This window comes from Pseudomonas sp. R151218B TE3479 (assembly GCF_053629195.1).
Map to the genome: position 1 here is coordinate 1,279,096 of NZ_JBRJHV010000001.1, position 15,778 is coordinate 1,294,873.

The following is a 15,778-nucleotide window of genomic DNA, read 5'->3' on the forward strand; positions in this document are numbered from 1 at the left end:
TATTCTGCGAGCAACAGAGAACCACTGTGGGAGCGAGCTTGCTCGCGATGAGGCCAGCCCGGTCACCCTGGCCTTTTACTTGCGCAACAACCGCAACCCATTGAACACCACCAACAAACTCACCCCCATGTCGGCGAATACCGCCATCCACATGGTGGCAAGCCCGGCGAAGGTGACCCCAAGGAAAATCGCCTTGATCACCAATGCCAGGGCAATGTTTTGCTTGAGAATGCTGGACGTCTGCCGCGACAGGCGAATGAACGCCGGGATCTTGCGCAGATCATCGTCCATCAGCGCGACGTCGGCGGTCTCGATGGCGGTGTCGGTGCCGGCCGCCGCCATGGCGAAACCGATTTCCGAACGGGCCAGGGCCGGGGCGTCGTTGATGCCGTCGCCGACCATGCCGACGCGGTGACCCTGAGCATACAGCGCTTCAATGGCTTGCAGCTTGTCTTCCGGCAACAAGTCGCCCCGCGCCTGATCCATGCCCACCTGCGCGGCAATCGCTTCGGCGGTGTGGGCGTTGTCGCCGGTGAGCATCAGGGTCTTGATGCCCAGGTCGTGCAATTGCCGGATGGCTTCGCGGCTGGAGTCCTTTACGGTGTCCGCCACGGCAAACAGCGCCAATGGGCCTGTAGCGTCGAGCAGCAGCACCACCGACTTGCCTTGTTTTTCCAGGGCGAAGAGTTTTTCTTCCAGCTCGGGAGAGCACAGGCCGAGGTCTTCCACCAGGCGGTGATTGCCCAAGTGATAGGTCTGGCCGCCGATGTCGCCGCGCACGCCGCGCCCGGCAAGCGCCTCAAAGTTATCCACAACCTGCGGGGCCAGTTGCTTATCCACCGCCGCATTGGCAATCGCCCGGGACACCGGGTGGTCGGAGCGGGCGGCGAGGCTGGCGGCCAGGGTCGGGGCGGTGCTTTCCACCGTCGGGTCCAGGGCCACGTAGTCGGTTTGCACCGGTTTGCCGTGGGTGATCGTACCGGTCTTGTCCAAGGCCAGGTAGTCGAGCTTGTAGCCGCCCTCCAGGTACACGCCGCCCTTGACCAGGATGCCTTTGCGCGCCGCGGCGGCGAGGCCGCTGACGATGGTCACGGGCGTGGAAATCACCAGTGCGCAGGGGCAGGCGACCACCAGCAGCACCAGCGCCCGGTAGATCCAGTCGAACCACGCCGCGCCCATGAACAGCGGCGGGATGACGGCCACGGCCAAAGCCAGGGCGAATACCGCCGGGGTGTAGATTTTCGAGAACTGATCGACGAAACGCTGGGTCGGTGCGCGGGAGCCCTGGGCTTGTTCCACGGCGTGGATGATCCGCGCCAGGGTGGATTGGTCGGCCGCCGCGGTCACGCTGTATTCCAGTTCGCCGGCCTGGTTGATGGTGCCGGCGAACACTTTGTCGCCGACGGTTTTTTCCACCGGCAGGCTTTCGCCGGTGATCGGTGCCTGGTCGATGGTGGAGCGGCCGGCGACCACGTCACCGTCCAGACCCACGCGTTCGCCGGGGCGCACCCGCACCCGCGCGCCGAGGGCGATGGCCTTGACCTCCTGCACCTGCCAGCTGCCATCGGCCTGTTGCACGGTGGCCTGTTCCGGGGCCATCTGCATCAGGCCACTGATAGCGTTACGCGCCCGGTCCAGGGATTTGGCTTCGATCAGCTCGGCCACGGTGAACAGGAACATCACCATCGCCGCTTCGGGCCATTGGCCGATCAGCACGGCACCGGTCACGGCGATGCTCATCAGCGCATTGATGTTCAGGTTGCGGTTCTTCAGGGCGATCCAGCCCTTCTTGTACGTGCCCAGGCCACCGCTGAGAATCGACACCAACGCCACCAGCGCGACCACCCAGTTTGGCGCGGCATTGGTGAAATGGATCACCTCGGCGCACACGGCCGTCACGCCGGACAGCGCCAACGGCCACCAGGGTTTGGCCGGGGCGGGCAGGTCGTTGGTTTGCGGTTTCTGGCCCGGGGCCAGCGGGTCGGCCTGCATCCCTAAGGACTCGATGGCCTGGATGATCGGCGCGTCGCTGGGCAAATCGTGAGTCACGCCCAGCACACGGTTGATCAGGTTGAATTCCAGTCGCTGCACGCCTTCGAGCTTGCCGAGCTTGTTCTGGATCAGCGTCTGTTCGGTGGGGCAGTCCATGGCTTCGATGCGGAAACTGCTCAGCCGCCCGCCGTCCGTCGGGACTTTGCCGAGGTTGACCACCGACGGTGCCGCTTTCGAGGCGCAGCAGGAATGCCCGTGGTCATGGCCGTGGTCGGGTTTGTGGGTGTGAAGGGAATCGCTCATCGGGTGCCGTCCGTGAAAAGTGCCTGTTGCGCAGTAAAGACCCTGTAGCCACTATAGGGTCAAGCACCTATTTGGGAGGCCGCATCATGAAGATCGGAGAATTGGCGAAAATCACCGACTGCCAGGTGGAAACCATCCGCTATTACGAGCGCGAAGGCCTGCTGCCGGAGCCGGCCCGCAGCGACGGTAATTACCGCGTCTACACCCAGGCTCATGCCGAGCGGCTGACGTTCATCCGCAACTGCCGCACCCTGGACATGACCCTGGAAGAAATCCGCAGCCTCCTGGCCCTGCGCGATAGCCCCCAGGACCAGTGCGAAAGCGTCAATGCGCTGATCGACGAACACATCCAGCATGTCAAGGCCCGCATCGATGGCCTGCTGGCCCTGCAGACGCAACTGATCGACCTGCGCCATCGCTGTGGCGAAGGGCCGGACCTGGATCAATGCGGGATCTTACAGCGGTTGGAGGTGAGCGGGGCGGTGGCGCCGGAGGTGGAGCATTCGCATGTGGGGCGCAGTCATGGGCATTGATCTTGACCCCATGGAGATCCAATGTGGGAGCGAGCTTGCTCGCGAATGCGGTGTGTCAGGTTGCACATTCGCTAGTTGACACACCGCTTTCGCGAGCAAGCCCGCTCCCACAGGGGAGGGTGGTGTGGCTTAGACGGCCATTGGCGCGGTCATCGGCGCGTGGTGCTGGTAGCCTTCGAGGGAGAAGTCGCCCGGCTCCACCAACTCCAGCCATTCCGGCTGGTACACGCCGGTCTTGGCAAACTCTGGCACGCGCTCGGAAATCACCAGTTTCGGCATCGGGAACGGCTCGCGCTTGAGCTGTTCGTTGAGCATGTCCAAGTGGTTTTCGTAGACGTGGGCGTCACCGATGAAATAGGTGAACCAGCGCGGCGTGTAGCCGGTCAGGCGACCGATCAGGCTCAGCAGCGCGGCGCCTTCGGTGAGGTTGAACGGCGTGCCCAGGCCCAGGTCGTTGGAGCGGATGTAGAGGGTCAGGGAAATTTCCCGGGTCTCGACATTCGGGTGGAACTGGTAGAGCAAATGGCACGGCGGCAGGGCCATTTCATCGAGCTGGGCGCAGTTCCAGCCGTGGAACAGGATACGCCGGCTGCCCGGGTCCTTGATGATGGTGTCGACGCACTGGCGCACCTGGTCGATGGCCTTGTACAGCACCACGTAGGCCTGGCCGTTTTCTTCGCCTTCGGCGATCTGCCGGTAACCTTGGGCCAGCGTCTGCTCGATGGCCGCCGGGTTGCTCAGGGGGATCTGTTTGTAGGCCGGCCATTTGCGCCATTGCACGCCGTAGATCTCGCCCAGGTCGTCGTCGCCCTGGCGGAACGGGTTGGCCAGCCATTGGGCGTTTTCGTTGGCGTTCTGGTCCCAGACCTTGCAGCCCAGGGCGCGGAACTCGGCGGCATTGTTCACGCCACGGAGAAAACCGCACATTTCGCCGATGGCCGACTTGAAGGCCATCTTGCGGGTGGTGATGGCCGGGAAGCCGTCCTGCAAGTCATAGCGCAGCATGGCGCCGGGGAAGCTGATGGTGTTCACACCGGTGCGGTTGGCTTGCTTGGTGCCGTTCTTGATGACGTGGGCCACCAGATCGAGATATTGCTTCATGGGTTACCTGTGTCCTTGAACCCGGGGCCAGCGCCCCGGGGTTCGAATTTTAAACCTTGGCCGCCGCAGCCGGCGCTCGATGATAAGCCAGCCAGATCAGCGCCAGGCCACCGACGATCATCGGCAGGCAGAGCACCTGGCCCATGGTCAGCCAGTTCCAGGCCAGGTAGCCGAGCTGGGCATCCGGTACACGGACGAATTCAACGATGAAGCGGAAGATCCCGTAGAACAGCGCGAACATGCCCGACACCGCCATGGTCGGCCGTGGCTTGCGCGAGAACAGCCAGAGGATCAGGAACAAGGCCACGCCTTCGAGGGCAAACTGGTACAGCTGCGACGGGTGGCGCGGCAATTGCGCCGGGTCGCTGAACGGCGGGAAGATCATCGCCCACGGCACGTCAGTCGGCTTGCCCCACAATTCGGCATTGATGAAGTTGCCGATGCGCCCGGCGCCCAGGCCGATCGGCACCATCGGTGCGACGAAGTCCATCAGCTCGAAAAACGACTTGTTGTTGCGCTTGCCGAACCACAACGCTGCCAGCATCACGCCGATGAACCCGCCGTGGAACGACATGCCGCCCTTCCAGACTTCGAAGATCAGCGTCGGGTTGGCCAGGTACGCGCTCAGGTCGTAGAACAGCACGTAGCCCAGGCGTCCGCCGACGATCACGCCCATGGACAACCAGAACACCAGGTCGGAGAGCTTTTCCTTGTTCCAGGTCGGGTCGAAGCGGTTGAGCCGGCGCGACGCCAGCAGCCAGGCGCCGCCGATGCCGATCAGGTACATCAGGCCGTACCAGTGGATTTTCAGCGGGCCGATGGCCAAGGCTACCGGATCGATCTGCGGGTAAGGCAGCATTGATATTCCTCGTAAACGTCAAAAATGCCCGGGCGACGCTGCCACCTCGGGATTAAGCCAGGATTGCGTCAGAACAGAAAACTCAAGCCCACGCAGAATAGCAAGGCGGCGAACAGCCGCTTGAGCAAGCGCGGAGACAGGCGATGGGCCAGCCGCGCGCCGAAACGGGCGAAGACCATGCTGGTCAAGGCGATGCCCAGCAGCGCCGGCAGATACACAAAACCGAGACTATGGGCCGGCAGCAGCGGGTCGTGCCAGCCCAGCATCATGAAACTTAAAGCACTGACCACGGCGATGGGCAGTCCGCAGGCCGATGATGTCGCGACCGCTTGCTGCATCGGCACGCTGCGCCAGGTCAGGAACGGCACGGTCAGCGAACCGCCGCCGATGCCGAAAATCGCCGAGGCCCAGCCGATCACGCTGCCGGCCACGGTCAGCCCGGCCTTGCCCGGTACGGTGCGGCTGGCCTTGGGCTTGACATCCAGGGCCAGTTGCACGGCAACGATCAGGGCGAACACGCCGATGATCTTCTGCAGGTGCGGGCCGGAAATCGCTTCGGCGGTGATCGCGCCGAAACCGGCGCCGATCAGGATCCCGACGGTCATCCAGGCGAAGATCGGCCAGCGCACCGCGCCCTTGCGCTGATGCTCGCGCACGGCGTTGACTGAGGTGAAGATGATCGATGCCAGGGACGTGCCGACGGCCAGGTGCGTCAACACCTGCGGATCGAAACCCTGCAGAGTGAAACTGAACACCAGCACCGGGACGATGATGATCCCGCCCCCCACGCCGAACAGCCCGGCCAGCACGCCCGCGCAGGCGCCAAGCAGCAGATAGAGCACAAATTCCACCAGACGCTCCCCGCCCATCCCCGAAATAAGAGCGGCATGGTAACGGATCCAGGGCCTCAGGCTCTACTGAAGGCGATGGATGTGCGGGCGATGGATGGGTAGAGTGATCTATAGCTGACTCGCAGCGGAACCTCTGTGGCGAGGGGATTTATCCCCGTTGGGCTGCGAAGCAGCCCTGAAAACCCGGCATCTCGGTGCGTCAGGTTGGTTGAGTTAGCCGTTCTGGGGCTGCTTCGCAGCCCAGCGGGGATAAATCCCCTCGCCACAAAAGCGGAGTGTTCGGTTCATTTTTTAACAGGACGACCTGATGTGCCTGATCGTATTTGCCTGGCGACCCGGCCACGCCCAGCCGCTGATCGTGGCGGCCAACCGCGACGAATTCTACGCCCGGCCGACCCTGCCCCTGGCCCAGTGGCCTGACGCGCCCCATGTCCATGCCGGGCGCGATCTCGAAGCCGGTGGTACCTGGCTCGGCATTGGCGCCGAAGGTCGGTTTGCCGCCCTGACCAACATCCGTGACCCGGGCCAGTTGCCGGCCTTCAAGTCGCGCGGTGAGCTGGTAGCTCGGTTCTTGACCGGGAATCTGTCGATTGCCGATTACCTCAGCGAAATCGTGCCCCGCGTGAACGAGTATGGTGGCTTCAACCTGCTGCTCGGCGATGGCACCGAGCTGTGGCACCACAATGCCCGAGATACCCAGCCCCAGCGGCTGGCCGAGGGTGTCTATGGTTTGTCGAACGCTGGGCTGAACACGCCATGGCCCAAATTGCTCAAGGCCCGGGCGGCCCTGGGCGAGGTGCTGGACGATCCGCAGCCCCAGGCCTTGTTGGCACTGCTGAACGACCCACAACCCGCGCCGGTGGCGGAACTGCCAGACACGGGCGTGGGCCTGGCGACCGAGATGCTGCTCTCGAGTGTGTTCATTGCCAGCCCGGCCTACGGGACGCGGGCGAGTACGGCGCTGATTGTCCATGCCGATGGGACGCGGCACATGGTCGAGCGCAGTTTCGGGCCCCATGGGGGGCATTTGGGGGAGGTGGAGGTCAGGGCTTAGTTTTGCTGTGTCATTGCTGGCCTCATCGCGAGCAAGCTCGCTCCCACAGTAGATCGTCAGTGAACACAAATTTTGTGAACCACCGAGATCCACTGTGGGAGCGAGCTTGCTCGCGATAGGGGCGCCGCAGGATCAGAGCGTCTTGTTCGAAGCCGGATTGATCATCCGCGCCAACCCAAGGTTCTTCAGCGCCAGTTGCAGGGAGCTGTGGATCACTTGCGGGTTGTCGATGGTCATCACTTCCGCCAGCAATTCCTGGGCCTTGCTGAGGTTGATCTGGCGCAGCATCCACTTCACTTTCGGCAGGTTGGTGGCGTTCATCGACAGGCTGTCGAACCCCATTGCCATCAGCAGCACCGCGGCCGCCGGGTCGCCGGCCATCTCGCCGCAGATGCTCACCGGCTTGCCTTCGGCATGGGCGTCACGTACCACGTTCTGCAGGGCTTGCAGCACCGCCGGGTGCAGGTAATCATACAGGTCGGCGACCCGTGGGTTGTTGCGGTCCACGGCCAGCAGGTACTGGGTCAGGTCGTTGGAACCTACCGAGAGGAAGTCCACCTGCCGTGCCAGTTCCTTGGTCTGGTACACCGCGGCCGGGATCTCGATCATCACCCCCACCGGTGGCATCGGCACGTCGGTGCCTTCGTCGCGCACTTCGCCCCAGGCCCGGTGGATCAGGTGCAGGGCTTCTTCCAGTTCATGGGTGCCGGAGATCATCGGCAACAGGATGCGCAGGTTGTTCAGGCCCTCGCTGGCCTTGAGCATGGCGCGGGCCTGGACCAGGAAGATTTCCGGGTGGTCGAGCGTCACGCGGATGCCGCGCCAGCCGAGGAACGGGTTGTCTTCCTTGATCGGGAAGTAGGACAGGGACTTGTCGCCGCCGATGTCCAGGCTGCGCATGGTCACCGGTTGCGGGTGGAACGCGGCCAGTTGCTCACGGTAGATCGCCAGCTGTTCCTTTTCGCTGGGGAAGCGCTGGTTGATCATGAACGGCACTTCGGTGCGGTACAGGCCCACACCCTCGGCCCCACGCTTCTGTGCCCGGGCCACGTCGGCCAGCAGGCCGGTGTTGACCCACAGCGGCATGCGGTGGCCGTCGAGGGTCACGCACGGCAGGTCCCGCAGCGCATCCAGTCCCAGGGACAGTTGCTTCTCTTCCTCCACCACATCGGCAAACTGCTTGCGCAGGACGTCGCTGGGGTTGGTGTAGACCTCGCCGTGGTAGCCATCGACGATCATCTGGATGCCGTCGACCTTGGAGTATGGCAGGTCCACCAGGCCCATCACCGTCGGGATACCCATGGCCCGGGCCAGGATCGCCACGTGGGAGTTGCCCGAGCCCAATACCGAGACCAGCCCCGCCAGCTTGCCTTCGGGCACTTCGCCGAGCATGGCCGGGGTCAGCTCTTCGCTGACCAGGATGGTGTTGTCCGGGTAGACCAGGGTCTGCTGGCGCTCCTGCTGCAAGTAGGCCAGCAAGCGGCGGCCAAGGTCCTTGACGTCCGAGGCGCGCTCGCGCAGGTAGGCGTCGTCCATCAGTTCGAAGCGGTTGACGTGATCGGTCACCACCTGGCGCAGCGCGCCCTGGGCCCACTGGCCGGTCTTGATGACGGTGGTCACTTCGCTGCCCAGGGAGGCATCGTCGAGCATCATCAGGTAAACGTCGAACAACGCGCGCTCTTCAGGGCGCAGCTGCGTCGCCAGCTTGGCCGACAGGGCCCGCATGTCGGCCCGCACGCCTTCGATGGCGGTCTTGAACAGGCCCAGCTCGGCGTTGATGTCGGTGATGGTCTTGTCCGGCACCACGTCGAGGTCGGCGGGCGGCAACATGACCACGGCCGTGCCCACCGCCGCGCCCGGCGAACCCGGCACGCCGACGAACTTGGCTTCCTGGATGCCCTTGCCCTGGCGACCCAGGCCGCTGATCGAGCCGGTGGCCTCGGCGTGGGCGATAACGCCGGCCAGTTGCGCGCTCATGGTCACGAGGAAGGCTTCTTCACCTTCGTCGAACTGGCGGCGCTCTTTTTGCTGGATGACCAACACGCCGACGACGCGGCGGTGGTGGATGATCGGTGCGCCGAGGAACGAGGCATAACGCTCTTCGCCCGTTTCGGCAAAGTAGCGGTAGCGCGGGTGATCCGCGGCGTTTTCGAGGTTCAGAGGTTCTTCGCGCGTGCCGACCAGGCCGACCAGGCCTTCATTGGGGGCCATGCTGACCTTGCCAATGGAGCGCTTGTTCAAGCCCTCGGTGGCCATCAGCACGAAACGGTTGGTCTCGGGGTCCAGCAGGTAGACCGAGCAGACCTGGCTGCCCATGGCCTCTTTGACGCGCAATACAATAATCCCCAACGCCGCCTTGAGATCCTTGGCGGAGTTAACTTCCTGGACGATCTTGCGCAGCGTATTGAGCATGGCTCGGGGTCGAACTCCGTCGTCAGTCGCGCGTCAGCAGGCGCGGGGCAAGCTCTTTGAGAGCGCGTCGATACACTTCGCGCTTGAATGTCACCACCTGGCCCAACGGATACCAATAGCTGACCCAGCGCCAGCCATCGAACTCCGGTTTACCGGTCAAATCCATCCGCACCCGCTGCTCGTTGGAGATCAGGCGCAGGAGAAACCATTTCTGCTTCTGGCCGATGCACAGCGGTTGGCTGTGTGTGCGGACCAGGCGTTGCGGCAAACGATAGCGCAACCAGCCTCGGGTGCAGGCGAGTATTTCGACATCTTCTCGCTCAAGCCCCACTTCTTCGTTCAACTCGCGGTACAAGGCCTCTTCCGGCGTCTCCTGGGGGTTGATCCCACCCTGGGGAAACTGCCAGGCGTCTTGATTGATACGGCGAGCCCATAGCACCTGCCCAGCATCATTCGTAAGAATGATCCCCACATTGGGACGGAAACCATCGGGATCGATCACGGCAACAACCTCGCAAACGCATGTCGCCGCATTGTTCCACAAAGGTTGTGAAAGCAGCAACGAGCGCCCCTAGCTTATGTGCACTCTTGTGAAAAGTCCGTATTCTGAACGCCTTTCTTCAGATTTTTCAGCGAGTAACTGCAATGCGGCTGGCTTTATTCGACTTGGATAACACATTGCTGGGCGGCGACAGCGACCACGCGTGGGGCGATTACCTGTGTGAGCGCGGTTTTCTGGACGCTGTCACGTACAAGGCACGCAACGACGCGTTCTACCAGGATTACCTGGCCGGCAAGCTCGACAACGCCGAGTACCTGAATTTTTGCCTGGAAATCCTCGGTCGTACCGAAATGCCCGTGCTGGCCCAGTGGCACCAGGACTACATGCGCGACTGCATCGAGCCGATCGTATTGCCCAAGGCCATCGAACTGCTGAAGAAGCACCGTGACGCCGGCGACAAGCTGGTGATCATCACCGCCACCAACCGCTTCGTCACCGCGCCGATTGCCGAGCGCCTGGGCGTCGAAACCCTGATCGCCACCGAATGCGAGATGGTCGACGGGCGCTACAGCGGCCGCAGCACCGACATACCCTGCTTTCGCGAGGGCAAGGTGACTCGGTTGAACCGTTGGCTGGAAGAAACCGGGCATTCGTTGGAGGGCAGCTATTTCTATAGCGATTCGATGAACGACTTGCCGTTGCTGAAGGTGGTGACGCACCCGGTGGCGGTGGATCCGGATCCGAATCTTCGGGCCGAGGCCGAGAAGCGGGGTTGGCCGGTGATTTCGTTGCGCGACTGAAAATGGCTATCGCGAGCAAGCTCGCTCCCACAGGGGATCGGCGTCGATCACGCAATCTCTGTGGGAGCGAGCTTGCTCGCGATGAAAGCGACACGGTCCAAAACCTTAAACCGGCTTGGCCCCCATCAACCCCGCAATGGCGACAAAGCAGACAACGCTGAACAGCGCCAAGGCAAAGGTAAATTTCCCATTGCCCGCCGCTGGCAGCTTGCGCAGTCTGTTCAGCCGCACCACCAGCCAGAACCCCGCCAGCGCTGCCAGGGTGTAGAGCACGCTGGAAGCCAGCAGCCAGGTCTGGCCCAGTGGCCAGCCGACTTGATGAACCATCCACCAGCCGGTGAAGGGCAGGCTCGCCAGTGCCAGGATCATCACCAGCCAGATGAACAGCCGCGGCCGTTGCAGCGTGCGCGCGGCCGCCGTGGCATCGCCGTTGCGTCGCGTGCGCCAGACCCAGACGGCCAGCCCCAGGGCGCCAGCCAACAGCAACACCGTGGCGACGACATGAGCGATTTTTAGCGCGGTTAACGTTTCCATCGTTCGATTTCCTTATGACGTGCTCAACAGCTTAGACCCCCGTGGCGAGGGAGTTGTGGGAGCAAGGCTTGCCCGCGACGAAGCTGACGCGGTTTGCCTTGGAACCGAGACGTCTGTGTCGCGAGCAAGCTTTGCTCCCACAGCAAGCTCCCTCGCCACAGGTCCACCCAGTCCAACAGTCGCAATTATGGGATTCATCCCAAGAACAGCTGATACGCCGGGTTGTCACTTTCATCCCAGTACGGATAGCCGATTTCTTCCAGGGCGGCGGGGACCAGGTGGCGTTCATCGTGAGGCACTTGCAGCCCCGCGACCACGCGGCCGTCCGCCGCACCATGGTTACGGTAGTGGAACATCGAGATATTCCAGCGCCCACCCAGCTTGTTGAGAAAGTTGAACAGCGCGCCCGGGCGCTCCGGGAATTCGAAGCGCAGCACCACTTCATCAATGACATGGGCTGCATGGCCGCCGACCATGTGGCGGATGTGCAACTTGGCCAGCTCATTGTCGGTCAGGTCCAGCACCGGGAAGCCTTGTTCGGTCAGGCTGGCGATCAGCGCGCTGCGTGGGTCGTTTTCCGGGTGGGTCTGCACGCCGACGAAAATGTGCGCTTCACTGCCGGTGTTGTAGCGATAGTTGAATTCGGTGATCTGGCGCTTGCCGACGGCTTCGCAGAACGCCTTGAAGCTGCCCGGCTTCTCGGGGATGGTCACGGCGATGATCGCTTCGCGGCCTTCGCCCAGCTCGGCGCGCTCGGCGACGTGGCGCAAGCGGTCGAAGTTGACGTTGGCGCCGGAGTCGATGGCCACCAGGGTCTGGCCGCTGATGCCGCGCGACTCGACGTATTTCTTGATCCCGGCCACGCCCAGGGCGCCGGCAGGTTCGGTGATCGAGCGGGTATCGTCGTAGATATCCTTGATGGCGGCGCAGATTTCGTCGGTGCTGACGGTGATCACTTCGTCCACGTGGTGCTTGCAGATATCAAAGGTGTGCTGGCCGATCTGCGCCACGGCAACGCCGTCGGCGAACAGACCCACGGTCGGCAGTACCACGCGTTCGCCCGCGGCCATGGCCGCTTGCAGGCAATTGGAGTCGTCCGGTTCGACGCCGATGATCTTGATGTCCGGGCGCAGGTATTTCACATAGGCCGCGATCCCGGCAATCAGCCCGCCACCGCCCACCGGGACGAAAATCGCATCCAGGCGCCCAGGGTGCTGGCGCAGGATTTCCATCGCCACCGTGCCCTGCCCGGCAATGGTGTGGGGGTCGTCATACGGGTGAATGTAGACGTAGCCCTTTTCGTCCACCAGTTTCAACGAATAGGCCAGGGCTTCGGGGAACGAATCGCCGTGTAACACCACTTTGCCACCACGGGAGCGCACGCCTTCGACCTTTATTTCCGGGGTGGTCTTGGGCATTACGATGGTGGCCTTGACCCCCAGCACCTTGGCCGCCAGGGCCAGGCCCTGGGCGTGGTTGCCCGCCGAAGCCGTGACCACGCCGCGGGCGCGTTCTTCGTCGCTGAGCTGGGTCAGCTTGTTATAGGCCCCGCGAATCTTGAACGAGAACACCGGCTGCAAGTCTTCACGCTTGAGCAAGATGCTGTTGCCCAGTCGCTCGGAGAGCTGGCGAGCGGTCTGCAGCGGGGTTTCTACGGCAACGTCGTAAACGCGCGAGGTGAGGATCTTTTTGACGTACTGTTCAAGCATCGGAAAGCATCACTGAGCGGGTTGGGCAGGACCAAGGAGTCTAACCCGGCTTTTGGCCGGGCGACCACAGGGATCTGCGTTCAATCAAGCAATGACCGAGGCCCTTGCGGCGCCTATAATGCCGGCCTTTCGTTCCCTCTCGGCACCTTCGGAGCCCGCATGACCCAGGATCAACTCAAACAGGCCGTGGCCAAGGCCGCCGTCGACCTCATCCTCCCGAAACTGGATGACAAGAGCGTCGTCGGGGTCGGCACCGGCTCCACGGCCAATTGCTTCATCGATGCGCTGGCGCAACACAAGGGCGCCTTCGACGGCGCTGTCGCCAGCTCCGAAGCGACTGCCGCGCGGCTCAAGGGCCACGGGATCCCGGTCTACGAGCTCAACACCGTCAGCGACCTGGAGTTCTACATCGACGGCGCCGACGAAAGCGACGCGCACCTGAACCTGATCAAGGGCGGCGGCGCGGCCTTGACCCGCGAGAAGATCGTCGCGGCGGTGGCCAAGACCTTCATCTGCATTGCCGATGCCAGCAAACTGGTGCCCGTGCTCGGCGCGTTCCCATTGCCAGTGGAAGTCATTCCCATGGCCCGCAGCCACGTGGCCCGGCAACTGGTGAAGCTGGGCGGCGACCCGGTATACCGCGAAGGCGTGCTCACCGATAACGGCAATATCATCCTGGATGTGCACAACCTGCAGATCACCAACCCGGTGGAGCTGGAAAGCCAGATCAACGCCATCGTTGGCGTGGTCACCAATGGTTTGTTCGCGGCGCGTCCGGCGGATGTGCTGTTGCTGGGAACCGCTGAAGGGGTGAAGACCCTCAAGGCTTGATCCGATGTTGTGACTGGCACTCTTGTGGCGAGGGGATTTATCCCCGTTGGGCTGCGAAGCAGCCCTGAAACCTGAATAATCGGTGTGCCAGATAGATTGAGTTCATTGCTTTTGGGGGCTGCTACGCAGCCCGGCGGGGATAAATCCCCTCGCCACAGGATTTTTGATTTCTTCAATCAGGCTGTGGCTTCTTGAACACATAGAACAGATTCGGCTCGCTCACCAGGTACAGGTTTCCATCGTCGTCCATGGCCAGGCCTTCGGCCTGGGGCACGGTTTTTTGCAGGCCCTGGGCACCCTTGCTCAACGACAGCGTGCTCAACGGCCGGCCGTCGATGTCCAATTCGATAATCAGCCGCGACTCATCGGACAGCGCCAGCAAGTGGCCGCTGCGTTCGTCGTATTGCAGGCTTGAAAGGTCGCGCACGAACAGCCCGGCATCGCGCTTGGGGTTGTTGATCACATGGACCGCGTAGGACTTTTCCGGATTGTGATGGGGAAACCCATGCACTTCATAAATCAGCATCGGATCGCGTTCCTTCGCCACGAACAGGCGTTTGCCCACCGAATCGTACGCCAGCCCTTCGAACCCCTTGTTGCCGCTCATGTGCACGCCGAGGGTCATTTGCTCGGCGTCGGCGGCGTCGAGGAATTGGGTGTCGTCCTCCAGGTGAATCTTGATCAGGCGCTGCTGGCGCTCATCGGTGATGACGTAAGTGTCTTCGCTGATGAATTCCACCGCCTCTGGATCGCCAAAGCCGATCAGGGCGATGCGCCGCAAAATCTTGCCGTCCAGGGACAGCTCGATCAGCTCTGCGTTTTTATTGGTCACGGTGAACAGGCTCTTGCGGACCGGATCGAACGTCAGCGCGGAAACGTCATCGTCCAGCCCGTCGATCACCTGGGCTTCGACCGTGACGCGGTATTGGTCCAGGGCGATGGTCTCTTCGCTGACGGGTTTCCAATAGGTGTGGAGGTTGAACCAGGCGCGTTCGAACAGGCGCAGATACTGGCCGGCGGCGATCAGGCAGATCAGCGTCAGCGTCAGCAATATCAGAATCAAGGGTTTGGGACGGGCGAGTCGACGCATGTTGGGGTGGGCTCGGATGAGAACAGGTGAGTGGAAATACCACGGCTGCCTGAACTGAAGCTTAATGGCGGTGTGCCACACCCTACAACGAAAGGGAACTTATCTTACAAAGTTAGTCCTGTCAGCGCTGTTTTTCGAGACGATAGAACAGATTCGGCTCGCTGACTATGTACAGGTTACCGGCATCGTCGACGGTGACACCTTCGGCGCGAGGGATCGTGTCTTTCAGGCCGTTGAAGCCACCCAGCAAGGTCATGAAGCTGACTTGCTCGCCTTTTTCGTCCAGTTCCAGCAGCAGATGGGAGTCGGCCGAAAGGACCAGCGTATGGCCGGTGCGCGGGTCGATCGCCAATGCCGAGAGGTTGCGCAGGTCCAGTTCATTGCTGACATGGATCTGCTTGTCGCCCTTGAGCAGTTGGCTGCCATCGCTTTTCCAGGTGAACAATGCCGGCGGGCGTTCTTCGCCGAGCACCAGTTGCTGGTTGCGCGGGTCCCAGGCGATCGCTTCGAACCCTTTGTTCTGGTTCTGCGAGGTGCCCAGATCATAGTGAGGAAAGTCAGTGCTGTTCAGTTCGCGGGTGTTGGCATCCACCTGGACGATCGACAGCATGTGATTACGCTCGTCGGTAATCGCCAGCAGGCCATTGGTCATGTAGGTCACGCCTTCGGGGTTGTTCCAGCCCACCAAAGGCATCTTGCGCAGCACGTCGCCTTGCAGGGTCAGTTCCACCAGGAACGGGTTCTTGCCCATGACCGCGAACAAGGTCTTGGTTTGTGGGTTGTAGGCCACATCGGACGCCTCGTCCTTCTCCATGCCCGGTAGCGGCTTGGCGTCGATCACGGCGTGGTAGTCCGGCAACCAGATGCTTTCCTGGCGCTGGGCCGGGCTCTGGAAGTGCTCCGATAACCAAAGCAGGCCGCGGTCGTCCCAATGCATCGCAACCGCCAGGCCATAGGCTGCGGCCACCGCCAGCAGCGACCAGGCATACCAGGGCAGGGCGAAGCGCGAGCGGCGGGCAGGTTTGGCAGACAGTGCTTGGGTTTTGGCCATCGGGGAATGCGTTCCAGAAAATTCGGCTAGGGGAGTGGCTGGCTCAGATGCCGCATTCCCCGGAATTATCCGGATGGCATGTGAAAAAAACGGTAAATGATCGCAGATGCGCCATGTATACCCTGTGGGAGCGAGCTTGCTCGCGATGAGGCCATC

Annotated in this window: 14 protein-coding genes; 4 read left to right on the forward strand and 10 right to left on the reverse strand. The window is 62.4% G+C overall.

The annotated features are described in order from the left end of the window. Positions 1 to 75 precede the first annotated feature (75 nt). Positions 76 to 2,295, reverse strand: a complete 2,220-nt coding sequence (locus tag AB7M32_RS05735) for a heavy metal translocating P-type ATPase (RefSeq protein ID WP_454249335.1) — start codon at positions 2,293 to 2,295, stop codon at positions 76 to 78. An 86-nt stretch (positions 2,296 to 2,381) separates the two neighbouring features. On the opposite strand from AB7M32_RS05735, the gene cadR reads away from it, so the two are divergent. Further along, positions 2,382 to 2,828 (forward strand): Cd(II)/Pb(II)-responsive transcriptional regulator, encoded by a 447-nt coding sequence (gene cadR, locus AB7M32_RS05740; protein WP_003196623.1) that lies wholly within the window; start codon positions 2,382 to 2,384, stop codon positions 2,826 to 2,828. A 129-nt stretch (positions 2,829 to 2,957) separates the two neighbouring features. Here cadR and AB7M32_RS05745 read toward each other — a convergent pair whose 3' ends face one another. The 3 genes from AB7M32_RS05745 to AB7M32_RS05755 form a co-directional block, all read right to left on the reverse strand. Beyond that, on the reverse strand, positions 2,958 to 3,929 hold the full coding sequence (locus AB7M32_RS05745) for a thymidylate synthase (RefSeq protein ID WP_454249336.1): 972 nt from the start codon (positions 3,927 to 3,929) through the stop codon (positions 2,958 to 2,960). A gap of 49 nt (positions 3,930 to 3,978) precedes the next feature. Beyond that, complete coding sequence (lgt, locus tag AB7M32_RS05750) at positions 3,979 to 4,788, reverse strand: prolipoprotein diacylglyceryl transferase (protein WP_025211247.1); 810 nt, start codon at positions 4,786 to 4,788, stop codon at positions 3,979 to 3,981. A gap of 68 nt (positions 4,789 to 4,856) precedes the next feature. After that, positions 4,857 to 5,639: a sulfite exporter TauE/SafE family protein gene (locus AB7M32_RS05755; protein WP_454249337.1), complete on the reverse strand. Its 783-nt coding sequence runs from the start codon at positions 5,637 to 5,639 to the stop codon at positions 4,857 to 4,859. Positions 5,640 to 5,946: 307 nt separating this feature from the next. Here AB7M32_RS05755 and AB7M32_RS05760 point away from each other — a divergent pair, with 307 nt between their 5' ends. Further along, positions 5,947 to 6,693 (forward strand): NRDE family protein, encoded by a 747-nt coding sequence (locus tag AB7M32_RS05760; RefSeq protein ID WP_454249338.1) that lies wholly within the window; start codon positions 5,947 to 5,949, stop codon positions 6,691 to 6,693. A 132-nt stretch (positions 6,694 to 6,825) separates the two neighbouring features. Here AB7M32_RS05760 and ptsP read toward each other — a convergent pair whose 3' ends face one another. Both ptsP and AB7M32_RS05770 read right to left on the reverse strand, forming a co-directional pair. Next, positions 6,826 to 9,105, reverse strand: a complete 2,280-nt coding sequence (ptsP, locus tag AB7M32_RS05765; protein WP_053180992.1) for a phosphoenolpyruvate--protein phosphotransferase — start codon at positions 9,103 to 9,105, stop codon at positions 6,826 to 6,828. A gap of 22 nt (positions 9,106 to 9,127) precedes the next feature. Further along, positions 9,128 to 9,607, reverse strand: coding sequence for an RNA pyrophosphohydrolase (locus tag AB7M32_RS05770; RefSeq protein WP_003186867.1), 480 nt, complete (start codon positions 9,605 to 9,607; stop codon positions 9,128 to 9,130). Positions 9,608 to 9,750: 143 nt separating this feature from the next. Here AB7M32_RS05770 and AB7M32_RS05775 point away from each other — a divergent pair, with 143 nt between their 5' ends. After that, positions 9,751 to 10,407 (forward strand): histidinol-phosphatase, encoded by a 657-nt coding sequence (locus AB7M32_RS05775; RefSeq protein WP_454249339.1) that lies wholly within the window; start codon positions 9,751 to 9,753, stop codon positions 10,405 to 10,407. 105 nt (positions 10,408 to 10,512) lie between these two features. Here the strand turns inward: AB7M32_RS05775 and AB7M32_RS05780 are convergent, their stop codons facing one another. Together AB7M32_RS05780 and ilvA are read right to left on the reverse strand one after the other, a co-directional pair. Beyond that, positions 10,513 to 10,941 carry a DUF2269 family protein gene (locus AB7M32_RS05780; protein ID WP_454249340.1) on the reverse strand — a complete coding sequence of 143 codons (429 nt, stop codon included), beginning with the start codon at positions 10,939 to 10,941 and terminating at the stop codon, positions 10,513 to 10,515. 194 nt (positions 10,942 to 11,135) lie between these two features. Beyond that, positions 11,136 to 12,650 (reverse strand): threonine ammonia-lyase, biosynthetic, encoded by a 1,515-nt coding sequence (gene ilvA / locus AB7M32_RS05785; protein WP_072409243.1) that lies wholly within the window; start codon positions 12,648 to 12,650, stop codon positions 11,136 to 11,138. Between the two features lie 159 nt (positions 12,651 to 12,809). On the opposite strand from ilvA, the gene rpiA reads away from it, so the two are divergent. Next, positions 12,810 to 13,481 (forward strand): ribose-5-phosphate isomerase RpiA, encoded by a 672-nt coding sequence (rpiA, locus tag AB7M32_RS05790; RefSeq protein ID WP_454249341.1) that lies wholly within the window; start codon positions 12,810 to 12,812, stop codon positions 13,479 to 13,481. Between the two features lie 172 nt (positions 13,482 to 13,653). On the opposite strand, the gene AB7M32_RS05795 is transcribed toward rpiA, so the two are convergent. Together AB7M32_RS05795 and AB7M32_RS05800 are read right to left on the reverse strand one after the other, a co-directional pair. Continuing rightward, complete coding sequence (locus AB7M32_RS05795; protein WP_454249342.1) at positions 13,654 to 14,571, reverse strand: SdiA-regulated domain-containing protein; 918 nt, start codon at positions 14,569 to 14,571, stop codon at positions 13,654 to 13,656. 121 nt (positions 14,572 to 14,692) lie between these two features. Then, a complete protein-coding gene (locus tag AB7M32_RS05800; protein WP_454249343.1) occupies positions 14,693 to 15,622 on the reverse strand; it encodes an SdiA-regulated domain-containing protein in 930 nt (309 codons plus the stop codon). Between the last annotated feature and the right edge of the window lie 156 nt (positions 15,623 to 15,778).